Genomic DNA, 19,841 nt, shown 5'->3' on the forward strand with positions numbered 1-19,841 from the left:
GCAGCGCCCCCGGCCTTGTGCCGGGGGCGTCGCCATTCAGGATGCACAAATGGCCGAGCTGTGGTTCTATCATCTGGAAAACGCCAGTGTTGACGAGGCGTTGCCCGAACTTCTGACGAAGTTGATGGAGCGCGGCGGCCGCGCCCTGGTGTGCAGCCAGGAAGAGACGCGGCTGGACCATCTGGATGCGCATTTGTGGACCTTCCGCGATGAGAGTTTTCTGCCGCATGGCCGCGCCAGCGCGCCTCAGGCCGAAGACCAGCCGATCCTGCTTGCGGACACCCCTGAGAATGTGCACACAGCCAATATGCTGTTCTGCCTCGACGGCGCTGATCCCGGCGATGTGTCCGCCTGGGATCGCGTGGTGGTGATGTTTGAGGCGTCCGACGAAACCAGCCTGGCGCGCGCCCGTGCGCTCTGGGCCGCCCAGAAAAAGTCTGATATTGCCATTAGCTATTGGCGGCAGAACGAAATGGGCCGCTGGGAGCGCAAAGCATGATCCGGACACTCACCCTCATCGCCGCTGGTCTGACGCTGACCGCGTGCGCCGCCATGCCGCTGGAAACCGGGCCACAATCGGAGTTCGCGCCGGAGACCGGGGGAGAGATCCAGCTCTGCGCCGCAGAGGCCTATCAGGTGCTGGTGGGCCAGCCGGTTGGCGGCGTGCATACCGACAGTCTGCCGCGTCCGCACCGGGTTTATGGCTACGGCGACATCGTCACCACCGACTACCGCCCGGACCGCCTGAACATCGTCGTGGGCGATGACGGCACGGTGGCCGAGGTGAAGTGCGGTTAGGCAAAGGGCTACGCTCAGAGTCGCCTTCTTTGACCTAACCCCTTAGCCCATCTCCCGCGCCCGTTCGCGCAGCACGAATTTCTGGATCTTGCCGGTGGCGGTCTTGGGAAGTTCGCCGAACACCACCAGACGCGGCGCCTTGAAGTGCGCCAGATGCTCGCGCGCATAGGCGATGATCGCTTCCGGCGTTACATCGCTTCCGCTCTTTAACTCAATGAAAGCGCAGGGCGTTTCGCCCCATTTGGCGTCAGGTTTGGCCACGACGGCCGCCGCCGCCACATCGGGATGGCTGTAGAGCACATCCTCCACCTCGACCGAGGAGATGTTCTCGCCGCCCGAGATGATGATGTCTTTCGAACGGTCCTTGATCTCCACATGCCCGTCGGGATGGGTGACGGCGAGATCGCCGGTGTGAAACCAGCCGCCCGCAAAGCTTTTCTCGGTGGTGGCGGGGTTTTTCAGATACCCTTTCATCACCGCATTGCCGCGGATCATGATCTCGCCGAGGCTTTTACCGTCCCAGGGCAGGGGTTCCAGGGTTTCTGGGTTCGCCACCATCAGGTCTTCCTGGGTGATGTAGGGCAGGCCTTGGCGCGCCTTCAGCCGCGCGCGCTCTTTCAGCGGCAGCTCATCCCATTCCGGCTTCCACGCGCAGGCTATGGAGGGGCCATAGACTTCCGTCAGGCCATAGGTGTGCGTCACCGTCACGCCCATTGCCTCCATGCCTGAAATCACGCTGGCGGGCGGAGAGGCGCCGGCGGTCATCATCGCGACAGGATGATCAAATTCCGGCCGTTCCTTTTCGGGCAGCTGGATCATCATGCTCATCACGATGGGCGCGCCGCAGAGGTGTGTGACCTTGTGCTCGGCGATGGCCGACAGGATGGCGAAAGGCTCGACCTTGCGTAGGCAGACATTGACGCCCGCCTTGGCCGCAATCGTCCAGGGGAAGCACCAGCCATTGCAGTGAAACATCGGCAGCGTCCACAGATAGACTGGGAAATGGGGCAAATCCCATTCCATGGCGTTGCCGAGGGCGTTCAGATACGCGCCGCGATGATGGGTGACGACGCCCTTGGGGTCGCCCGTGGTGCCGGAGGTGTAATTGAGCGCAATGGCGTCCCATTCATCGGTCGGACGATGGAACTCAAAGCCCGGGTCGCCCTCTTTCAGGAAGGCCTCGTACTCGATCTCACCGATCAGATCGCCATGCTCGGCCAGCGGATCGTCGATGTCGATGACCAGCGGTTTCGTCTCGAGCGTCTCGACTGCACAGGCGATGACGTCTGAGAATTCGCGATCCACCAGGATCACCTTGGCTTCGCCATGCTTGAGGATGAAGGCGATGGCTTCCGCGTCGAGCCGGATATTGAGGGCGTTGAGCACGGCGCCGGACATGGGCACGCCGAAATGGGCGTCCACAAAGGCGGGGATGTTCGGCGCCATGACCGCGACCGTGTCGCCTCTCTTCACGCCGCGCTTTGACAAAGCCGAGGCGAGCCGGACCGAGCGCTCATACACCTCGCCCCAGTTGCGGCGGATATCGCCATGGATGACGGCGAGTTTTTCAGGGTAGGCGCGGGCGGTGCGCGTCAGAAAGCTGATCGGGCTGAGCGACACATGGTTAGCCGCGTTGCGATCAAGATCGGTGTCGTAGATAGAGCCCATGTCAAAACACTCCCCGGGATCACGTTCTCAAGACGTTTGATCCGCATTTGGACACGGGGAGTGACTCTGGACAAGGTGACCGGCGGTCACACGACTTTAGGCTTAGACCGCCGAGGTTTATCCGTCCTGCGCCGCCTGAACCGCCGCTTCGAGCGCTTCTTCGGCCTCCAGCCACGCCATCTCCGCCTCGTCGATCATGTCCACGCATTTGGAGCGCTTCTTGGTCAGCTCGGTGGCGAGGTCTGGGTCTTTCTCCCATAACCCGTCTGTGGCGAGACCGGCGTCGATCTTTTCAAGCACGCCCTTGAGGCGTTCGATCTCTTTCTCGGATTTGGCCGCTTTCGCCCTCAAGGGTTTGAGCTTTTCACGCGCGGCTGCGGCGTCGCGCCGGTCCTGGGTCTTCTGCCCGCCCATGGGTTTGGACTTGTCGCGGGGCTTGGTTTCACCGGCCAGCAGCTCGCGGCGGTAATCGTCCATATCCCCGTCATAGGGCTTGATCGTGCCGTCCGCGGCGAGCCAGAGCCGGTCCACGCAGCTTTCGATCAGATCGCGATCGTGGGAGATGATGATCACCGCGCCCGCAAACTCGTTGATCGCGGCCTTGAGCGCCTCGCGGCTGTCGATGTCGAGGTGGTTGGTCGGCTCGTCGAGGATCAGAAGATGCGCGCCGTCAAAGGTGATGAGGTTCATCAGAAGCCGCGCCTTCTCACCCCCTGAGAGGTTCTTGGCGGGCGTTTCCTGACGGTTGGCGGGCAGGCCGAAGCGGGCGAGGCGCGCCCGGCGCTCGGCTTCGGTGGCGTCCTCCATCCGTTCGAGCACATGGGTGTACGCTGAATGATTGGCCGACAGGGCGTCGATCTGGTGCTGGGCGAAATGGGCCACCACCGCCTTTTTGTGCATGCGCATGGCGCCGGAGGTCACGGGCAGGGCGCCGGTCAAGAGCTTGGCGAAGGTGGACTTGCCCGCGCCATTGCGTCCCAGAAGCCCGATGCGGTCATCAATATCGATGCGCATGCCAAGGTTTTTCAGGATCGGCTTGTCTTCGCTATAGCCGGTCTCGCATTCGTCAAACCGCACCAGCGGATTGGCCATGCGGCGCTCGGCGTTCGGAAACTCGAACGGCGCCACCGGATCTTCGACCATAGTGGCGATGGGCTGCATCTTCTCGATGCGCTTGACGCGGGACTGGGCCTGCTTGGCCTTGGTCGCCTTGGCCTTGAACCGGTCCACAAAGGCTTGCAGGCGGCGTTTCTCATCCTCCTGCTTTTCCACCATCTTCATCTGCAGGCGCTGACGCTCGGCCAGCTGGCGCTGGAACTGGTCATAGCCGCCGTCCCAGACGGACAGTTTGAGATCCTTGAGGTGGACGATGGAATGCACCGACGCGTTCAGAAGATCGCGGTCGTGGGAGATGATCAGCGCCGCACCGGGGAATTTCTGAAGGTGGGTTTCCAGCCAGACCGCGCCCTCAAGGTCGAGATAGTTGGTCGGTTCATCGAGCAGCAACAGGTCGGGCTTGGCGAACAGGGTCGCCGCCATCGCCACGCGCATGCGCCAGCCGCCGGAAAATTCCGCGCAGGCGCGCCCCTGATCGGTCGCGCTGAACCCAAGACCGTTGAGGATCGCGCCGGCGCGCGCCTCAGCCGAGTGCGCGTCAATATCGGCGAGCCGAGTCTGGATCTCGGCGATGCGGTGGGGGTCGGTTGCGGTCTCCGCTTCGGCCAGGAGGGCGGAGCGCTCCAGATCGGCGGCGAGGACGAAATCCATCACCGAGGTCTGACCCGCCGGCGCTTCCTGGGCCACCGTGCCGATGCGCGCTCCGGGCTGCAGGCTCACCGATCCGTCATCGGGCGTGGCGTCGCCCAGGATCAGCCGGAAGAGCGTGGATTTGCCCGTGCCGTTGCGCCCCACCAGCCCCATGCGGGTCTTGGCGGGCAGGAACAGCGTCGCCTGATCAAACAGCAGGCGCCCGTCGATGCGGTGGGAGAGATCATTGATGTGCAACATGAGGCGTGCCGGTTACATCGCTCTGACGCGGCGGGCAAGCCGATTGCGCGGAGACGGCCGATCTGTTGGCTGTCCAAACTGTCATGGAGCGGCAATCCTGCGCTAAAAGAGAAGTCGATAGGCATAGCGGCATAACAACAAACGCAGGTTGGATATGATCAAGGCACTGACGCTCGCCCTCATGCTGGGCGCTTCGGGGACCACCCTGGTCGCGCTGGCCCATCAGCCCGTCGAAAGCGTGCAAGGCGCGGTTTCGGTCTCGTTTGAAACGGGCGCGGAGCATGAGTTCACGTCATCCGAACGCGCATTGATCACACACCTGCTTGCTCAGGCGCATCAGATCACAAACGCGGACTTCCCCGCACTGCCTGACAGGGTCTCCGTGACGATCATGCCGATCGAGCGTCCGGGCGTGGATGCGCTGGGCGGCGTGACAGGCCGGGCGCAGCGTCCCGGCGAGCTGGTGATCGAGCTGTCCGTCACTTATCCCGGCGGCGTCGAGGCGGCGGCGCAGGCAGGCCTGATGCGCACCGGGCTGCATGAGATGCACCATCTGGCGCGCGGCTGGACGATCGAGAACAACGCCTTCGGCCCCGGCATCGCCATCGCGGCGGCCAATGAAGGCCTCGCCGAAATCTATGCGGAAGCCCATGAGGGGCGGGAGACGGCCTATGAGCCGCTCGACGCCGACACTTTCCGGGTCTGGGCCGAGGAAACCCGGGCTCTGCCCCGCAACGCGAATTACGGGCATTGGATGTTCGCTCATCCCGACGGCCGCGAAGCGATCGGCTATCGCACCGGCGCCGAGCTGGTGCGGCGGGCGATGGCGAACTCGGGACTGGGCATTGTCGAGATCAGCGCTCATAGCCCCGATGAAATCTGGCGCATGGCGGGTTTTGAGGGGCTTTAGGGCCATGAGATCAGCGCCAATGGCGGACACGGGTTTTCATACCCGTCCGGCATGGCTATAAGCCGCGGCAAATCCATTCCCCTCTCAATCCTTGAGAGGCCAGACAGGGACTCCGTCACATGGCGATCCAGCGCACCTTCTCCATCATCAAACCCGACGCCACCGCGCGTAACCTCACCGGCGCCATCAACGCCAAGATCGAGGAAGCCGGCCTGCGCATCATCGCTCAGAAGCGCATCCGTCTGAGCAAGGATCAGGCTGAAGGCTTTTACGCCGTGCACAAAGAGCGTCCGTTCTTCGGCGATCTCGTGAGCTTCATGATCTCCGGCCCGGTGGTCGTGCAGGTTCTGGAAGGTGAAGACGCCATCGCGAAATATCGCGAAGTCATGGGCGCCACCAACCCGGAAGACGCTGCGCCCGGCACCATCCGCAAGGAGTTCGCAGAATCCATCGAAGCCAACTCCGTGCACGGGTCTGACGCGCCGGAAACCGCCGCTCAGGAAATCCCGTTCTTCTTCTCCGACGACGAAATCGTCGGCTAATCTGCGCCAGCAGAGCTGAACGCAAAACCCCGGCGGAGCGATCCGCCGGGGTTTTTTGTGTCAGCGCCCCTGACGCTCGATATGAGCGATCGCAGCGTCCAGCATCACATCGCCCTGATCGCCAAGCCTCGGGCCGGGCAAACGAACATCCGGCTCCAGCGGGTGGGTGTGCGTGTCGCCATTGGGGCGGATGATCAGCGCCTTGGGATAGCCCGCCACAATACCTGAATGGGGCAGGGTGAACTGCTCCATGGCGCCCAGCGTGGTGGTCATGTCGGTGCTGGCTTCGCCGATCACAGCGCCAAAACCGTAATCCTGCACAATCGCGCCCACCGAGACGGCGTTTGAAAAACTGCGCCGGTCGACGAGCGCATAAACCGCGCCCTCAAACCGCCGCCCGTCGCGGGGGTGGGCGTAGGGCAGCTCAAAGCTCACCGTTTCGCCATTGGGCGCGCTGTCATAGAGATCAGCGAGCATCTGCGATGTGCTGGATGGGCTGTCAGGCGCCGCGTCGATCCGCGCCTGGTTGGACGCCGTGCTCAGGTCACTGACGCGAATGCGGAACTCTGAGGCGAAGCGGAACGGGCGGTCGGCGAACCAGGAGATGACCGGATCTGACCAGGAATTGTCTCCGCCCGGATTGTCCCGAACATCGAGGATCAGCGCCTGCGCGCCCTGATCGATGAAGCGCTCAAAGGCGCCGTCGATGAAGGCTGTGTAGGCGGCCAGCGCTTCAGGATCATAGGCCTCTTGCGGGGTCTGGGCGGCCGTATTGTAAAACGGTCCGGGACGCAGATAGGCGATGTCGCCCGTCAGCATGCGGGCGTCGCGGCCGGACAGATCAATGCGCTCAACGCCCTCGCGGTCAGACAGCGCCGCCATGGGAACGGCGTCGAGCTCGACCTGACGTCTGACGCCCGCCGCGTCTTCAAGCTCGAGCGTGAAGCGCGAGAGCGGGCCGTATTCCAGCCAGATATAATACAGCTCCATGCCCTGCATCTGGCTGTAGGCGAGGGCGGGCGTATCCGCGGAGATGTTGCGGGTCAGGCGCGCCAGCCAGTCCGCATTGGACGCGCCTTGCAGCGTCACGATCCGGTCGCCGGGGCGCACGCTGGAAGCAGACGGCGCCTGGGTGACGATCACCTCGCCCTCGCGCACCTCAAAGCTCAAGGGAAAGACCAGAGCTTCATCAGACATATGGTCGACAAAACCGGGATTGAACCCTTCAATCCGGGTGTGGGCGATATGGGCGTGGGCGGCGAAGCGTTGCAAGGCGCTGTGAAAATCGGCCGGGCTGATCGGACCGTCGTCGAGCCTGTCTTGCAGCTCCTGGTAATACTGGTCAAAGACCGGCTTGGGCGTGTTGACGTAAAGATCATAATGCGCCGCCTGAAGGCCTTCATAAAGCGCCTGGGCGTCTTCTTGCGCCTGATCCGTGGAGATCAGCTCCTGCGCCTGACAGGTCGGCAGCAGCGCGGCGACGAGCGCGCCGAGCAAAAGGGATCGAACCATCTGTGTCTTCCTGAACTGTGTGGCGTCCCGAACTGGACGCTCATTCACACAAGATCGACAGGCGCAAGATTGCCATGACCATCGCTTCCTGATTGTCTGACCTTTCCTCCTTTTACCGCGTCAGGACTGAAATGAGAGCTGAAACCGCGTTCCGGATGGGAGCCTGGCGAGTCGATCCGGTGCTGAACCAGCTCACGGGACCTGAAGGCGTCGTGGAGCTGGAGCCGCAAGTGATGGACCTTCTGGTCTATCTGGCCGAGGCGAAGGGTGAGGTGCGTTCCAAGGACGAGATCGCCGCTGCGCTCTGGCCGGGCGCCAGCGTCAATGACGACGCTTTGTCACGTACGGTCTGGAAGCTGCGCCATGCTTTGGGCGATGACGCCAAATCGCCGCGCTATGTGCAGACGGTGTCCCGGCGCGGCTATCGCCTGCTTGAAACGGTCGAGCCGGTCAAAGACTCGCCCCGGACGCCCCTGGGCAAGGTGGGCGCGCCGGTTCTGGCGGCGTCAGCGGCGGTGTTGATGATCATTCTGGTCGGGGCGAGCCTTTTGTCGCGGGGCGGGGAGGCGCCGCACCCGGAGCCTTCAATCCAGACAAACGATGAGACCTTGGCGCTGCTGGACCGCGCGGACGGTTTTTACGCCCAGTATACGCGCTCGGACAATGAAGCGGCCTTGCGGCTTTATGAGCGGGCTCTGGCCCAAGACCCGACCAATGCGGCGGCGCTGGCGGGGCAGGCGAACGCCCTGACCCAGCGGGTGATCCGCTGGGGGCTTGAGGGCGAAGCGAACCGAACCACGCTGACCGAGGCGCTTCAGTCGGGCGAAATGCAGACGCCGCGCGCGCAAGCGGCGCTCGTGCGCGCTGAAGCGCTGGCGCAAGAAGCAACCGAACTTGACCCCGGCCATGCCCGCGCCTGGCGGGCGCTGGGTCTGATCAAGGCGGCGCAATCAGACTTTGAGGCCGCACGCCGCGCCTATGACCGGGCGCTGGTGATCGACCCTCAAAACTGGGGCGCGATGATCAATTTGTCAGAGCTTGAAGAGCTGACCGGCCATCCCGAGCGGCAGGCGGAGCTTCTGGCGCGCAGTTTTGAGGCGATGTCTCGCGATTACGCCGCCAATCCTGTCGCCATCCGGCCCTGGCAGAGCGCTGTGGGCCTGTCGGTCGCGCGCTTGCGGGCCGACGCCGGAGAGCCTCAACAGGCCGAGCTGTGGTATCGCCGCGTCCTGGCGCTGGACCCGCTGAATGTTGAAGCGGTCAACGGCCTTGCGGCGGTTCTGCGCGAGAGTGGAGACGAGCAGGGCGCCGACGCGCTCTGCCGGGAGCTGGAAGCTGTGGGCGGCGGGCGGTGTGAGCGCTAGCCGGGACGCGGAGATTCAAGGATCAGGCTCATGATTTCTGCGCCCAGCTGCAAGTCTTCAGTATGACCGAACCTGTGTTTTTGAATGACGCCCTCGCGATCAATCAGAACGAGCGTAGGCGTGCCCTGCATGCGGTAATCGTTCATAGTCGCTGGCAGCGCTGCGGGGCCCGTGCCAGGCGTGTCGATTCCAACCGGAAAGCCGATCCGGTTTTCGTGGATGAAGGCCGAAAGCGCGGCTTCTGATCCCTGCGCTTCATGGTGTTCGAAAACGGTATGAAGCCCGAGTACGATCAAATCTGTCTCGCTGAACAGTTCGCGAACCCGCCGCGCCTGTGGCACGGCCTGAACGGCGCAGCCGCGGCAGAGCATCTGGAAGGCGAGGATCATCACCACGCGTCCCTTCAGGCTGTTCAGGTCTGGCGCAGTATCCGTGTTCAGCCAACGTGTGACGTGAAGATCGGGCGCAAGTCTGTGGGACATGTTCGGTCCTTTCAAGACGCGCCCGCATCGCGCCTCCGGGGCTTCACGCGCGATGCGGACGTCGTTCGGATTTAGTCAGAAGCGCCCATGATGATGCCCGGCAGGGACAGATCACCGGATGCGATGTCATGAACACCAGTGACACATAGCAACGGGATGTCTTCGTCCGTGTTGACCGTCAGCTCCGCCGTCACGGCGTCAAAGGCGAGTCCGTCTGCGCCCGCGACCGGCACGGTGATGCGAGCTGTTGAGCCGTCCAGAACCGGGCTCATGCCCGGGCTGTCCAGGGCGATGGGCAGATTGGGCGCAGTCGCCGGAAGCACATCCTGTCCCGGTGAGACATCACGAACTTTCAACCCGGCTCCGCACAGACTGTCCTCGGCGAGCACCACCCAGTGGGAATGCCAGTTCGCACCATCATTGGCGGGGTCTCCGTCGCCGTTCTCATCAAACAGCGGCGTGTCATCAAAATCGGGGTGGGCCGTGATCGCGAGCGCCAGAATGCCGGAGTCGGCTTCAAAACCGACCGATGACGGATTCAGGCTGGTGGGCCAGACATAGGCGGCGACGCCGGCCCCATGTAGCTGACCTGCAGGCAGGGGTTTGGCGGATCCGGCCTGGCCCGCGACTTCCATGGCGAAGGTCACAAGGCGGCCAGTGGTGCTGGCTTCAGCATGGGTGATGTCAAAAGCGGGATTGATGGCTTCATCGACCGGGCTTTGAACCGGATGGGCCAGGGCGGCATGGCTGGACGCCAGCACAAGGGCGAGGGCGAGGGCGAAAGGAATACGCATGACGGGATCTCCATAAGTATCGACTCAATACCAAAATGCTTACGGCGTCGGGCCTGGTCTTGCAAGACAAGTTTTTAGTCGATACTGATTGTGCATGCTAACGCCCGTATCCGAACGCATCGAACGCTTGTCCCGGCTCGTGCATAACGAGGCCCATGCCGAGGGGTTGAAGCCTGTCCAATGGGAGGTGTTGCGGTTTCTCGCGCGCGCCAATCCGGTCTCGCGAAGCCCCAAGGCTGTAGTGGCGTATCTGGGGCTGACCAAGGGCACGGTCTCGCAAACCCTGCTTGCTCTGGAGCGCAAGGGACTGATTTGCAAAAGCGAAGGCGTCGGCGATGCCCGCAAGGTTCGTCTTGACCTTACGCATGCCGGAACGGACAGGCTGACACGCGACCCTGTCGCCGCTCTCGAAGAGGCGGTCTGCGCCCTTGACGACAAGGATATCGAGCTGTTGTCGCAAACATTGGGACGGTTATTTGACCAGCTGATCTTGCGGCGAGGCGGCAAGCCGTTCGGCGTGTGCCGCACCTGTCGGCATTTCAGGGGCGGTCAGCCTGATTTTTGTGGCCTTCTCAATGCAACAATCTCTCAAGAGGGCGCGGATCAAATCTGCATGGAGCATGAACTCGCAGGCGGCCAACCCTAATCCGGCCGCGGCTTCTGACGCATCGCCTTGGTCTGGCTCTTCTTCGCCTTCTTGTCTTTCTGGCGTTTGATCGAATTGAGCGAAGGACGCGATTTGATCCGCGGCTTGGGCTTGCGGCTCGCCTGTTCGATCAGGCGCTTGAGTCGGGTGCGGGCCTCGGCGCGATTGCGCTCCTGAGAGCGGTGATCTTCCACATGCAGGATCAGCACGCCGTCCTGGGTCATTCGCGTGCCGGCGAGGCGCACCAGCCGCTGCTTGATCGCGGCGGGCAGGGCGCTGGCGCTGACGTCAAAGCGCAGCTGCACCGCGCTTTCAGTCTTGTTCACATGCTGGCCGCCGGGTCCGGACGACCGCACGAAGCGCTCGGTGATCAGGCTTTCATCAATGCTGATATCATCTGTGATGCGCATGTCAGCCAGACACAGGTTTTAGCGAAACGGCGAGCCCCGCGCCGGCCAGGGCGCTGGCCGCCAGCCCGATCATGACCCACGGCCCGCTCAGTTGATAGAGCCCGCCCATGATCAGCCCATAGACCAGCAACAAGACGCCGATCACGGTGTTTGAAACCGCCGTGTAACTGGCGCGTGTGTCTTCATCGGCCAGATCGACCAGATAGGTGGACCGGCCAAGCCGCACGCCCTGATGCCCGAAGGCGAGCACGAACAGAACGCCCGCATGGAAGATCATCAGCTCTGACCAGGGCGCATCCAGCAATAGGCTCGCCCCGCTTGCAAGGCACGCCGCAGCGCCCGCCAGCCCGCCGGCGGCCAGCACCCAGCGGCTCGATTTGTCCGCCAGTCGCCCCCAGGCCCAGCCGCTGACAAAGCCCGCGCTGGCCGACGCCACCAGAAACCCGCCCAGGCCCGCGAGCTCGGCGCCGGTCCGGTTTTGCGCGGCGGAGACGAGGAAGGGCGGGGCGATGGAGGTGGCGATCATCAAGGTGCGAGCGGCGACGAACTGACCAAAATCGCGATCTGTCCAGAGCAGACGGATCTGCTTCATCGCCTCGGGGAAGGCGTTCGCCCCGCCCTCGGTCGAGCCGGGCGCTTCAGCTAACTGCAGATAGACAAAGGCCGCGCTCACCCAAAGGCCGGCGCCGACAAGGAGCAGCCCTGCGATCACCGGCGCGCCGGTGTCAGGCGAGACCACCAAGACAGCCCCGAAGACCAACGCAACCAGACCTGAAACCGTGGTGGCGTAGCCGCTGACTGCGCCGCGGCGGGTTTTGGACACGGTCTTTCCCAGGACATCCTTGTGACTGACCGAGCACAGGCTGCGCGCGACCGCGAAAACGCCGACCATGGCGATCAGGAGCCAGCCCGCCAGCGCGCCATCAAGCGTCAGCGCGATCACCGCCATGATCACCAACGCCAGCGCCTGGCCCAGCGAGCCGGCCGCCCAGACATATTTGCGCTTTTCACGCTGGCGGATGGCAGTGGCGATAAAGAGCTGAGGCAGGAGCGCGCCCGCTTCGCGCACGGGCGCCAGCAAACCCACCAGAAAGGCGGGGGCGCCGAGCGCGCCGAGCAACCAGGTCAAGGTGAGTTTGGGATCGACCAGCGCATCGCCGGTCTTGGTCAGGCTGAGGGAGAGGGTGGAGAAGACCCAGTTGCGCGGTTGATGCTGACAGGCGCTTTCGGGCACGTCCTTGCAGACCCGAGCTTCATCATCGTCATAAAGCGCCGAGTATACGGTTTCAGAGAGTGCGTCTTGGGGCGCCTCGCTCATGGGGTCCGTCTCCTGTCACAGCCATGCAAGAGCGTGAGCTAGACCGCCGGATTGATCAAAATAGATTCGCTGTCCGGTTCGCTGCCCTCAGCGATGCGCACGGCTTCCGCCGAGACGCGCGCCTTGCCGTCCGCCACCAGTTTCAGGCAAGCGGGGTAGAGCTTGTGTTCTGCTTCCAGAACCCGCGCGGACAAGGCTTCGGGCGTGTCGCCAGCCATGACCGGCACTACCGCCTGACCGATGATCGGGCCGTCATCCATCTCCGCGCGCACGAAATGCACGGTGCAACCATGGACCCGCACGCCCTGTTCCAGAGCGCGTTCATGGGTGTGGACGCCCTTGAAGGCGGGCAGCAGAGAGGGGTGGATGTTGAGCATCCGGTCGCGCCATTTCTCGACGAACCAGGGCGTGAGAATGCGCATGAAACCGGCGAGGCACACGATCTGGACGCCGGCTTCGCGCAGTGTCGCGTCGAGGTCTTTTTCAAAGTCCTCGCGGTCTTCATAAAGCGTGTGGTCGATAAAGCCTGTGGGCACATCCACCTTGCGGGCGCGCTCAAGCCCTTGCGCGCCGGCCTTGTTGGACAGGACGAGGACGATCTCGGCGGGAAAGTCCGGATCCTGGGCCGCATCCAGCAAGGCCTGAAGGTTTGATCCCCGCCCGGAGATCAAAACGCCGACTTTAGTTTTCGCCATAGTCTAGCTCGCCTTCAACGCGCCGATAAGGCTGGCTTTCTCGCCTGCCGCGTTTAACGCCTCGCAAACCGAGTGCGCCTCGCTGGCCTCGACCGCCAGGATCATGCCGACGCCGCAATTGAACGTCCGGCGCATTTCGCTCTCGGCCACATCGCCGGCTTCCGCCAGCCATTTGAACACGGCAGGGCGCTCAAAGCTGTCATAATCCACGTCAAATGTCAGATGGTCCGGCAGCATGCGCGGGGTGTTTTCAGTGATCCCGCCGCCTGTGATGTGCGCCAGCCCCTTGATGCGGCCTTCACGGATCAGCGGCATCAGCGCTTTGACATAGATGCGGGTGGGCTCCAGCAGCGCTTCAGCCAGCTTGCGGCCCGGCGCGAAAGGCGCGTCGCTGTCAAAATCGAGCCCGGCATGGTCGATGATCCGGCGGATCAGCGAATAGCCGTTCGAGTGCGGGCCGGAGGAGGCGAGGCCGATCAGCGCGTCGCCTTCCTTCATCAGATCATGACGCGGCAGCAGCGCGCCGCGCTCAGCGGCGCCGACCACAAAGCCGGCCAGATCAAAATCCTCGCCCGTATACATGCCCGGCATTTCAGCGGTCTCGCCGCCGATGAGCGCGCAGCCCGATTGGCGGCAGCCTTCGGCGATGCCTGCGACCACGGCCGCGCCGCGTGTGGGGTCGAGTTTGCCGGTGGCGAAATAATCGAGGAAGTACAAAGGCTCGGCGCCCTGAGCCAGGATGTCGTTGACGCACATGGCCACCAGATCGATGCCGACCGTGTTGACGATACCGGAGCTGATGGCGAGCTTGAGCTTGGTGCCGACCCCGTCCGTGCCTGAGACGAGCACCGGGTCATTAAAGCCGGCGGCCTTGAGATCAAACGCGCCGCCAAAGCCGCCAAGGCCTGTGTCTGCGCCGGGGCGGGCGGTGGATTTGGCCAGCGGTTTGATGGCCTGAACCAGGGCGTCGCCTGCATCAATGCTGACGCCGGCGTCAGCGTAGGTCAGTCCGGATTTCGGGCTCGGGTCGGAGTGTGACACGTGCGGCTCCCTTGGCCATATCGTCAGTTCAGGCGTGCATAGCGCGCAATTGTCAAAAGTGCGAGAGGGCGGGGCGCCGCAACAGGCTTCACCGCAGCGCGCATCCGCGTATAGTCGCGGTCAGAGATGACGCATCAGGGGATCACCATGCAAGCGATCAGGCAAGCAATGCAATGGGCTTTCGCGGGGCTGGCGGCTGGCGTTATGACCGCCTCGGCCCTGGCGGACGGCCCCTTCACCATTGACGGCGTGGCCATTGATGCGCGGGCGGACACGGCCTACGACGCCCAGCGCACGGCGCTGGAAGAGGGGCAGACCCAGGGCGCCCTGAGACTGATCGAGCGTCTGACCTTGCCCGAAGACCGAATGGAATCAGGCCTGCCTGTCATCACTGCAGATGATGCGGCCAGTTTGATTGCGGGGCTGCAGATTTCTGACGAGCAGCGCTCGGCCACCCGCTATCGCGGCGTGCTGAGCCTGGATTTCGATCCGCGCGCCGTGCGCCGGTATCTGTCGGGGCTAGGCGTGCCGTTTGTTGAATCCCAGTCTGCGCCCATGGCCGTCATTCCGGTGACTGAGCTGAGCTCAGGTGCGCGGGTGCTGGGCGGAGACTGGCTGGAAGTTTGGCGAAACAACGGTTTCGAGCATGCGCTCACCCCCGTCCTGGCGGTCGATGAAGATGCGATTTCGGCGGATGCCGTCACGTCGCTCAACACCAGCGCTTTGCGCTCCGTCCTCGATGCGATGGGGCTTGAGCGGGTCATGGTGCTGGTTGCGCGTCAGGAACCAGGGTCTGTGCGGGCAGGCGGCGTGATCGTCAGCTTTGACGGCGAGGGCGGCTTGCAGCGTGAGACCGTATCCCCGGTCAGCCTGGCCGGCGGGTTTGAAGATGCAGCGCGCGCCATTGTGGAGCGCCGCGAGCAGGACTGGAAACGCGCCAGCGTGGTGCGCGACACGACCGTGGCCGAACTCGATCTGAGCATTCTTTTTGACAATCTGGCCGAATGGCGAGAGCTGCAACAGGCGGTGACCGGCGCGTCTCTGATCCAGAATGCGCGCCTGGACGCCATTTCGCGCACCGGCGCCGCGATGACGATCACCCATCGGGGCGCGCGCGAACAGGTCATGGCCGAACTGAGCGCCCGCGGCGCGGTTCTGGCCGAGGATGAAACACTGGGTTGGACGGTACGCAGCCGCTAATGAAGCCAGGACAACTCGCGCTCGATCTGGTGCTTGAGCCCGACTATCGGGCCGAAGCCTTTGCGGTCAGCGAAGCCAACGCCGCCGCCCTGGCGCTCGTCAATCGCTGGCCGCGCTGGCGGCAAGGCCATCTCTTGCTGGTCGGACCGGCGGGCAGCGGCAAGACGCATCTGTCTCACATGTGGACCGCACGAACGCGCGCCATGCCGCTTGACGCCGCTGATCTGTCAAAAGGTCTGAAGAGCGTGGGACGGGGCGCGGCCGTGCTGGTTGAGGATTGCGACAAGGGCGTGGATGAAAACGCCCTGTTTCACCTGTTGAACCGGGCCGCAGGCGATGCGGGCGTGACGGTGTTGATGACGGCGGGCAAAGCCCCGGCGGAATGGCCGGTGTCGCTGCCTGATCTGGCCTCTCGCATGATTGCGACGGAAACCGCGGTGCTGCATGAGCCCGACGACGCCTTGCTGCGTCAGGTGATGGAAAAACTTTTCCGTGACAAACGCACGCCGCTCTCTCCTGGGGTTTTGGAGTATCTCCTTGATCGCATGGAGCGATCTGTGGATTACGCCCGGCGTCTGACGGCCTGGCTCGACCGTGAAGCGCTGGCGCGCAAAGGCCCGGTCACACGCACACTTGCGCGCGAGGGGCTGTCAGTCCTATCCAGTTGACCCGACGCGCCCTTCGCCTGTTTGGAGCCCTGTGATGACCGACGCCGCGCCTTCATCCTCCATATCCGGGACTGATGTGGAGGCGCTGATGGCCTCTCCGGACCGGTTCCTCAATCGTGAGCTGTCCTGGCTTCAGTTTAACTGGCGGGTCATCGAGGAGGCGCGCAATCCGCGTCATCCGGTGCTCGAACGCCTGCGTTTTCTGTCCATCTCGGCCAGTAATCTCGATGAGTTCTACATGGTGCGTGTGGCCGGCCTGCGCGCCCAGCTGCGCAACGGCATGGACCGGCCCGGCATGGATGGCTGCACGCCCGGCCAGCAGCTTGACCAGATCAATGAGGCCGCCACGGCGCTGATGTCCGCGCAGCAGGACACCTGGCGTGAACTGCAGGACCTTCTGGCCGAGCAAGGCGTGGAGCTGGTGGATGAGAAAAACCTGACAGCGAAAGAGCGCGAATGGCTGCGCGATGACTTTCTGGCGCACACGCTGCCGGTGATCACGCCGTTGGCGATTGATCCCGCGCACCCGTTCCCGTTCATTCCCAATCTCGGCTTCGCGCTGATGCTCAAGCTCAAGCGGCAACGCGACGGGCGCATCATGAATGCGCTTCTGCCCATGCCGGCCGGGGTGAAGCGGTTTATCGAGATTCCCACTGAACGCGTGGACGAGCAGGGCCGTCCGGTCAAACGCTTCATTGCGCTTGAAACCATCCTGATCCTGTTCATGGACGCCCTGTTCCCCGGCTTTGATCTTGTGGGCAAGGGCGCGTTCCGGATCATTCGCGACAGCGATATCGAGATCGAGGAAGAAGCCGAAGATCTGGTGCGCGAGTTTGAAGCGCTGCTCAAACAACGCCGCCGCGGCGTTCTGGTGCGCCTGAAGATTGAAGCGGGCATGCCCGAAGAGTTGCGCCGCTTCATCACCCAGCAATTGCACGCCGAAAAACAGGATGTGCAGCTGGTGGACGGGCTTCTGGGCATGGCGCAGCTGAGCCAGATGATCCCTGATGAGCGGCCGGAGCTGAAGTTCGAGCCCTATGAGCCGCGCTTCCCCGAACGGATCAAGGATCATGGCGGGGATGTGTTCGCGGCGGTGCGCGCCAAGGATCTGATCGTCCACCACCCCTATGAAAGTTTTGACGTTGTCGTGGAGTTCCTGCGTCAGGCGGCGCGCGATCCCGACGTCATCACGATCAAGCAGACGCTGTACCGGACGTCCAAGGATTCGCCGATCATCGCCGCACTCATCGAGGCGGCGGAGGCGGGCAAGAACGTCACGGCGCTTGTGGAGCTGAAGGCGCGCTTTGATGAGGAGGCCAATCTGCGCTGGGCGCGTGATCTGGAGCGCGCCGGCGTGCAGGTCGTTTATGGCTTCATCGAGTACAAGACCCACGCCAAGATCTCGCTTGTGGTGCGCCGCGAAGGCGCGGACTTGCGCAGCTACGCCCATTTCGGCACCGGCAATTACCATCCGATCACGGCGCGCATTTACACGGATTTGTCGCTGTTCACCGCCGATCCCGCCTTTGGCCGGGATGCGGGCCGGATCTTCAACTATGTCACCGGCTATGCCCGGCCGCAGCAGCTGGAAAAGCTGGTGATCAGCCCGATCAACATGCTCGAATTCATCTGCGAGAAGATCGACCGCGAGATCGAGAACGCCAAGGCCGGCAAGCCGGCCGGGGTCTGGGCGAAGATGAATTCGCTGGTCCACCCGCGTGTCATCGACAAGCTGTATGAAGCCAGCCAGGCTGGCGTGCGGTGCGAGCTGATCATGCGCGGCATTTGCTGTCTGAAACCCGGCGTGCCGGGCTTGTCAGAGAATATTCGCGTGAAATCCATCGTCGGGCGGTTTCTGGAGCATTCACGGATCGCCTGCTTCGCCAATGGCGCGCCCATGCCAAGCCCGCAGGCGGAGATTTACATTTCCTCCGCAGACTGGATGCCGCGCAATCTGGACCGGCGCATCGAGACCCTGTGTCCGATCGAAAATCCGACCGTACACCGGCAAGTGCTCGACCAGATCATGGTCGCCAATCTCAATGATGAAACCCAGAGCTGGTATATGAACGCCGACGGCTCCTATACGCGCTTTGACACCGACGGCGTGGACGAGCCGTTCTCGGCGCATGCCTATTTCATGACCAATCCATCCCTGTCGGGCCGGGGCGAAGCGCTCAAACGCGATCAGCCGCCCGCCTTTCCCCATGTGGGTCCGCGCGACTGATGGGCGTCCGTGACATTTTCGGCTTCGGCAGCGCAGAACCTCAGCTCAAGGGCCGCGACGTTGCGGTGATTGATGTGGGCTCGAACTCGGTGCGCATGGTGCAGTACCGGGTTGAAGGGCGGATGCTCTGGCCTGTGTTCAATGAAAAGACGATGGCCGGGCTCGGCGGCGGCGCGGCGGAGACGGGACGGTTGAACCCTGAAGGCGTCGAGGCCGCCTTGCGTACGCTCAAACGCTTCACCCAATTGCTTGACGCCAAGGGCGTCACCACGCGCGGCGCCGTGGCGACAGCGGCGGTGCGCGAGTGCGTGGACGGTCCGGACTTCGTCCAGCGGGTTCGCGATGAGACGGGCCTGGTCATTGACGTGCTGAGCGGCGAGGAAGAGGGGCGGTATTCCGCGCTGGGCGTGCTGGCCGGCGTGGGCGAGGCCTGGGGCGTGGCTGGTGATCTGGGCGGGTCCAGCCTGGAGCTGACCGGATTGGACAACCGCACGACCTTGTCCGCGGTGACCCTGCCGCTGGGCCCGTTGGCGGTGAACGCCGCCAGCAACAGACCTCAGGATCTACGCAGCCATGTGGATGAACAACTGGCGCGCGCCAGTGACGTGCTTACGAATGCAGGCGACACGTTTTACGCCGTAGGCGGCGCCTGGCGCTCTTTCGCCAATCTGTCCATGACCTTGCGCAATTACCCGCTGCGTCTGTTGCATGAATACGAGCTGACGCCCGAACAGGTGCGCAAGGCCGTCGATTTCGCCATGAGCCAGAGCGAAAGCTCATTGGCGTCCGTGCCCGGCGTGGCGTCCAAACGCGCTTCCACCTTGCCCTACGCCGCCATGCTGCTCGACCGGGTGATGAAAGCGGGAAGGTTTTCCCGCCTGGTGTTCTCCGCCAACGGCCTGCGCGAAGGCGTGGTCTGTGTCAGCGATCCAAGCCTGGTGGAAGAGGGCGACCCGCTGTTGAGCGGTGCAGAGGCGATGGCCCATTCCGCGTCGCCCGAGCCCGCATTCGGCCTGGCGCTTGCGGACTGGCTGGAGCCAGCCTTCAAAGGCGAAACCGCTGCGTTTTCCGACATCCGCGATCAACGCTTGCGCGCGGCGGCGGCGCGTTTGTGCGATATCGGCGCGCGCCTGCACCCTGATCATCGCGGCGATCTGGCTTTCACCCAAGTCCTATATGCGCCCATTGGCGGGCTGAGCCATGATGAGCGTGCGTTTCTCGCGCTCTGCCTGCATCATCGCTATGAAGGCAAATCCTCTCGCAATGAAGACTGCGTCTCCAGCCATTTGCTGAATGAGGAGCAACGCGCGGCCGCGATGCGGGTGGGGCTGGGATTGCGCTTTGGCGCCGCCTTGTCTGGCCGCACGGCGAAGCTGCTGAAATCTTTCACGCTGTCGCGCGGAGAGGGCGAGTTGCGGATCACGGCGCGGCCGGAAACCGAAGATCTGGTCGTTGAGCGAGCCTGGAAACGGTTTGAACAGTTTTGCAGCGCGATGGACCTCAAGCCCGTCATGATCAGATAGGCTCGCTAGCCGACCATGCGCGGGCTGGCTAGGGTT

The 19,841-nt window shown here is 63.4% G+C and carries 19 protein-coding genes; 10 read left to right on the forward strand and 9 right to left on the reverse strand.

Going from position 1 to position 19,841, the window contains the following annotated elements; all coding sequences use genetic code 11:
• Nucleotides 1–49 precede the first annotated feature (49 nt).
• Together ACTIGF_RS10190 and ACTIGF_RS10195 are read left to right on the forward strand one after the other, a co-directional pair.
• Nucleotides 50–499, forward strand: coding sequence for a DNA polymerase III subunit chi (locus ACTIGF_RS10190; RefSeq protein WP_439636788.1), 450 nt, complete (start codon nt 50–52; stop codon nt 497–499).
• Nucleotides 496–798 (forward strand): I78 family peptidase inhibitor, encoded by a 303-nt coding sequence (locus tag ACTIGF_RS10195; protein WP_439636789.1) that lies wholly within the window; start codon nt 496–498, stop codon nt 796–798. The genes ACTIGF_RS10190 and ACTIGF_RS10195 overlap by 4 nt, the downstream gene beginning before the upstream one ends.
• 42 nt (nt 799–840) lie before the next feature.
• Here the strand turns inward: ACTIGF_RS10195 and ACTIGF_RS10200 are convergent, their stop codons facing one another.
• Nucleotides 841–2,466: an acyl-CoA synthetase gene (locus tag ACTIGF_RS10200; RefSeq protein ID WP_439636790.1), complete on the reverse strand. Its 1,626-nt coding sequence runs from the start codon at nt 2,464–2,466 to the stop codon at nt 841–843.
• 117 nt (nt 2,467–2,583) lie between these two features.
• Nucleotides 2,584–4,473, reverse strand: a complete 1,890-nt coding sequence (locus tag ACTIGF_RS10205; protein WP_439636791.1) for an ABC-F family ATP-binding cassette domain-containing protein — start codon at nt 4,471–4,473, stop codon at nt 2,584–2,586.
• A 154-nt stretch (nt 4,474–4,627) separates the two neighbouring features.
• Here ACTIGF_RS10205 and ACTIGF_RS10210 point away from each other — a divergent pair, with 154 nt between their 5' ends.
• Together ACTIGF_RS10210 and ndk are read left to right on the forward strand one after the other, a co-directional pair.
• The gene (locus ACTIGF_RS10210; RefSeq protein ID WP_439636792.1) at nt 4,628–5,383 is read left to right on the forward strand and encodes a DUF2268 domain-containing putative Zn-dependent protease; all 756 of its coding nucleotides are present in this window, start codon (nt 4,628–4,630) and stop codon (nt 5,381–5,383) included.
• 119 nt (nt 5,384–5,502) lie between these two features.
• Complete coding sequence (gene ndk, locus ACTIGF_RS10215; protein ID WP_022702019.1) at nt 5,503–5,925, forward strand: nucleoside-diphosphate kinase; 423 nt, start codon at nt 5,503–5,505, stop codon at nt 5,923–5,925.
• Between the two features lie 60 nt (nt 5,926–5,985).
• Here ndk and ACTIGF_RS10220 read toward each other — a convergent pair whose 3' ends face one another.
• Nucleotides 5,986–7,437 carry a S41 family peptidase gene (locus ACTIGF_RS10220; RefSeq protein ID WP_439636793.1) on the reverse strand — a complete coding sequence of 484 codons (1,452 nt, stop codon included), beginning with the start codon at nt 7,435–7,437 and terminating at the stop codon, nt 5,986–5,988.
• A gap of 131 nt (nt 7,438–7,568) precedes the next feature.
• On the opposite strand from ACTIGF_RS10220, the gene ACTIGF_RS10225 reads away from it, so the two are divergent.
• Nucleotides 7,569–8,801, forward strand: coding sequence for a winged helix-turn-helix domain-containing protein (locus tag ACTIGF_RS10225; protein WP_439636794.1), 1,233 nt, complete (start codon nt 7,569–7,571; stop codon nt 8,799–8,801).
• Here ACTIGF_RS10225 and ACTIGF_RS10230 read toward each other — a convergent pair.
• Both ACTIGF_RS10230 and ACTIGF_RS10235 read right to left on the reverse strand, forming a co-directional pair.
• Complete coding sequence (locus ACTIGF_RS10230) at nt 8,798–9,283, reverse strand: peroxiredoxin family protein (RefSeq protein ID WP_439636795.1); 486 nt, start codon at nt 9,281–9,283, stop codon at nt 8,798–8,800. The two genes, ACTIGF_RS10225 and ACTIGF_RS10230, sit on opposite strands and share 4 nt — an antisense overlap.
• A 71-nt stretch (nt 9,284–9,354) precedes the next feature.
• Nucleotides 9,355–10,077, reverse strand: coding sequence for a hypothetical protein (locus tag ACTIGF_RS10235; protein ID WP_439636796.1), 723 nt, complete (start codon nt 10,075–10,077; stop codon nt 9,355–9,357).
• 94 nt (nt 10,078–10,171) lie between these two features.
• On the opposite strand from ACTIGF_RS10235, the gene ACTIGF_RS10240 reads away from it, so the two are divergent.
• Nucleotides 10,172–10,723 (forward strand): MarR family winged helix-turn-helix transcriptional regulator, encoded by a 552-nt coding sequence (locus tag ACTIGF_RS10240; RefSeq protein WP_439636797.1) that lies wholly within the window; start codon nt 10,172–10,174, stop codon nt 10,721–10,723.
• On the opposite strand, the gene arfB is transcribed toward ACTIGF_RS10240, so the two are convergent.
• Genes arfB through purM form a run of 4 tightly spaced genes read right to left on the reverse strand, consistent with a single transcriptional unit; the run spans nt 10,720 to nt 14,187 of the window.
• Nucleotides 10,720–11,133 (reverse strand): alternative ribosome rescue aminoacyl-tRNA hydrolase ArfB, encoded by a 414-nt coding sequence (gene arfB / locus ACTIGF_RS10245; RefSeq protein ID WP_439636798.1) that lies wholly within the window; start codon nt 11,131–11,133, stop codon nt 10,720–10,722. The genes ACTIGF_RS10240 and arfB overlap by 4 nt on opposite strands.
• A 1-nt stretch (nt 11,134) precedes the next feature.
• Nucleotides 11,135–12,451 carry an MFS transporter gene (locus tag ACTIGF_RS10250; protein WP_439636799.1) on the reverse strand — a complete coding sequence of 439 codons (1,317 nt, stop codon included), beginning with the start codon at nt 12,449–12,451 and terminating at the stop codon, nt 11,135–11,137.
• Between the two features lie 38 nt (nt 12,452–12,489).
• On the reverse strand, nt 12,490–13,146 hold the full coding sequence (gene purN, locus ACTIGF_RS10255; protein WP_439636800.1) for a phosphoribosylglycinamide formyltransferase: 657 nt from the start codon (nt 13,144–13,146) through the stop codon (nt 12,490–12,492).
• Between the two features lie 3 nt (nt 13,147–13,149).
• Entirely contained in the window at nt 13,150–14,187 is a 1,038-nt protein-coding gene (gene purM, locus ACTIGF_RS10260) for a phosphoribosylformylglycinamidine cyclo-ligase (protein ID WP_439636801.1), read from the reverse strand.
• A 168-nt stretch (nt 14,188–14,355) separates the two neighbouring features.
• Here purM and ACTIGF_RS10265 point away from each other — a divergent pair, with 168 nt between their 5' ends.
• From ACTIGF_RS10265 to ACTIGF_RS10280, 4 genes are read left to right on the forward strand one after another with little or no spacing between them, the layout of a single operon-like run.
• Complete coding sequence (locus ACTIGF_RS10265; protein WP_439636802.1) at nt 14,356–15,387, forward strand: DUF2066 domain-containing protein; 1,032 nt, start codon at nt 14,356–14,358, stop codon at nt 15,385–15,387.
• On the forward strand, nt 15,387–16,055 hold the full coding sequence (locus ACTIGF_RS10270) for a hypothetical protein (RefSeq protein WP_439636803.1): 669 nt from the start codon (nt 15,387–15,389) through the stop codon (nt 16,053–16,055). The genes ACTIGF_RS10265 and ACTIGF_RS10270 overlap by 1 nt, the downstream gene beginning before the upstream one ends.
• Nucleotides 16,056–16,089: 34 nt before the next feature.
• A complete protein-coding gene (locus ACTIGF_RS10275; protein WP_439636804.1) occupies nt 16,090–18,282 on the forward strand; it encodes an RNA degradosome polyphosphate kinase in 2,193 nt (730 codons plus the stop codon).
• Nucleotides 18,282–19,805, forward strand: coding sequence for a Ppx/GppA phosphatase family protein (locus tag ACTIGF_RS10280; RefSeq protein ID WP_439636805.1), 1,524 nt, complete (start codon nt 18,282–18,284; stop codon nt 19,803–19,805). The genes ACTIGF_RS10275 and ACTIGF_RS10280 overlap by 1 nt, the downstream gene beginning before the upstream one ends.
• Nucleotides 19,806–19,841 lie beyond the last annotated feature (36 nt).

Source organism: Oceanicaulis sp., from assembly GCF_051859625.1.
In the GTDB taxonomy this organism is placed as follows: Bacteria; Pseudomonadota; Alphaproteobacteria; order Caulobacterales; family Maricaulaceae; genus Oceanicaulis.

Excerpts from the sequence above, each read along its gene's own strand:
- ACTIGF_RS10190 (WP_439636788.1), top strand. The coding sequence starts at position 50 with ATGGCCGAGCTGTGGTTCTATCATCTGGAAAACGCCAGTGTTGACGAG.
- ACTIGF_RS10195 (WP_439636789.1), top strand. The coding sequence starts at position 496 with ATGATCCGGACACTCACCCTCATCGCCGCTGGTCTGACGCTGACCGCG.
- ACTIGF_RS10200 (WP_439636790.1), bottom strand. The coding sequence starts at position 2,466 with ATGGGCTCTATCTACGACACCGATCTTGATCGCAACGCGGCTAACCAT.
- ACTIGF_RS10205 (WP_439636791.1), bottom strand. The coding sequence starts at position 4,473 with ATGTTGCACATCAATGATCTCTCCCACCGCATCGACGGGCGCCTGCTG.
- ACTIGF_RS10210 (WP_439636792.1), top strand. The coding sequence starts at position 4,628 with ATGATCAAGGCACTGACGCTCGCCCTCATGCTGGGCGCTTCGGGGACC.
- ndk (WP_022702019.1), top strand. The coding sequence starts at position 5,503 with ATGGCGATCCAGCGCACCTTCTCCATCATCAAACCCGACGCCACCGCG.
- ACTIGF_RS10220 (WP_439636793.1), bottom strand. The coding sequence starts at position 7,437 with ATGGTTCGATCCCTTTTGCTCGGCGCGCTCGTCGCCGCGCTGCTGCCG.
- ACTIGF_RS10225 (WP_439636794.1), top strand. The coding sequence starts at position 7,569 with ATGAGAGCTGAAACCGCGTTCCGGATGGGAGCCTGGCGAGTCGATCCG.
- ACTIGF_RS10230 (WP_439636795.1), bottom strand. The coding sequence starts at position 9,283 with ATGTCCCACAGACTTGCGCCCGATCTTCACGTCACACGTTGGCTGAAC.
- ACTIGF_RS10235 (WP_439636796.1), bottom strand. The coding sequence starts at position 10,077 with ATGCGTATTCCTTTCGCCCTCGCCCTCGCCCTTGTGCTGGCGTCCAGC.
- ACTIGF_RS10240 (WP_439636797.1), top strand. The coding sequence starts at position 10,172 with ATGCTAACGCCCGTATCCGAACGCATCGAACGCTTGTCCCGGCTCGTG.
- arfB (WP_439636798.1), bottom strand. The coding sequence starts at position 11,133 with ATGCGCATCACAGATGATATCAGCATTGATGAAAGCCTGATCACCGAG.
- ACTIGF_RS10250 (WP_439636799.1), bottom strand. The coding sequence starts at position 12,451 with ATGAGCGAGGCGCCCCAAGACGCACTCTCTGAAACCGTATACTCGGCG.
- purN (WP_439636800.1), bottom strand. The coding sequence starts at position 13,146 with ATGGCGAAAACTAAAGTCGGCGTTTTGATCTCCGGGCGGGGATCAAAC.
- ACTIGF_RS10265 (WP_439636802.1), top strand. The coding sequence starts at position 14,356 with ATGCAATGGGCTTTCGCGGGGCTGGCGGCTGGCGTTATGACCGCCTCG.
- ACTIGF_RS10270 (WP_439636803.1), top strand. The coding sequence starts at position 15,387 with ATGAAGCCAGGACAACTCGCGCTCGATCTGGTGCTTGAGCCCGACTAT.
- ACTIGF_RS10275 (WP_439636804.1), top strand. The coding sequence starts at position 16,090 with ATGACCGACGCCGCGCCTTCATCCTCCATATCCGGGACTGATGTGGAG.
- ACTIGF_RS10280 (WP_439636805.1), top strand. The coding sequence starts at position 18,282 with ATGGGCGTCCGTGACATTTTCGGCTTCGGCAGCGCAGAACCTCAGCTC.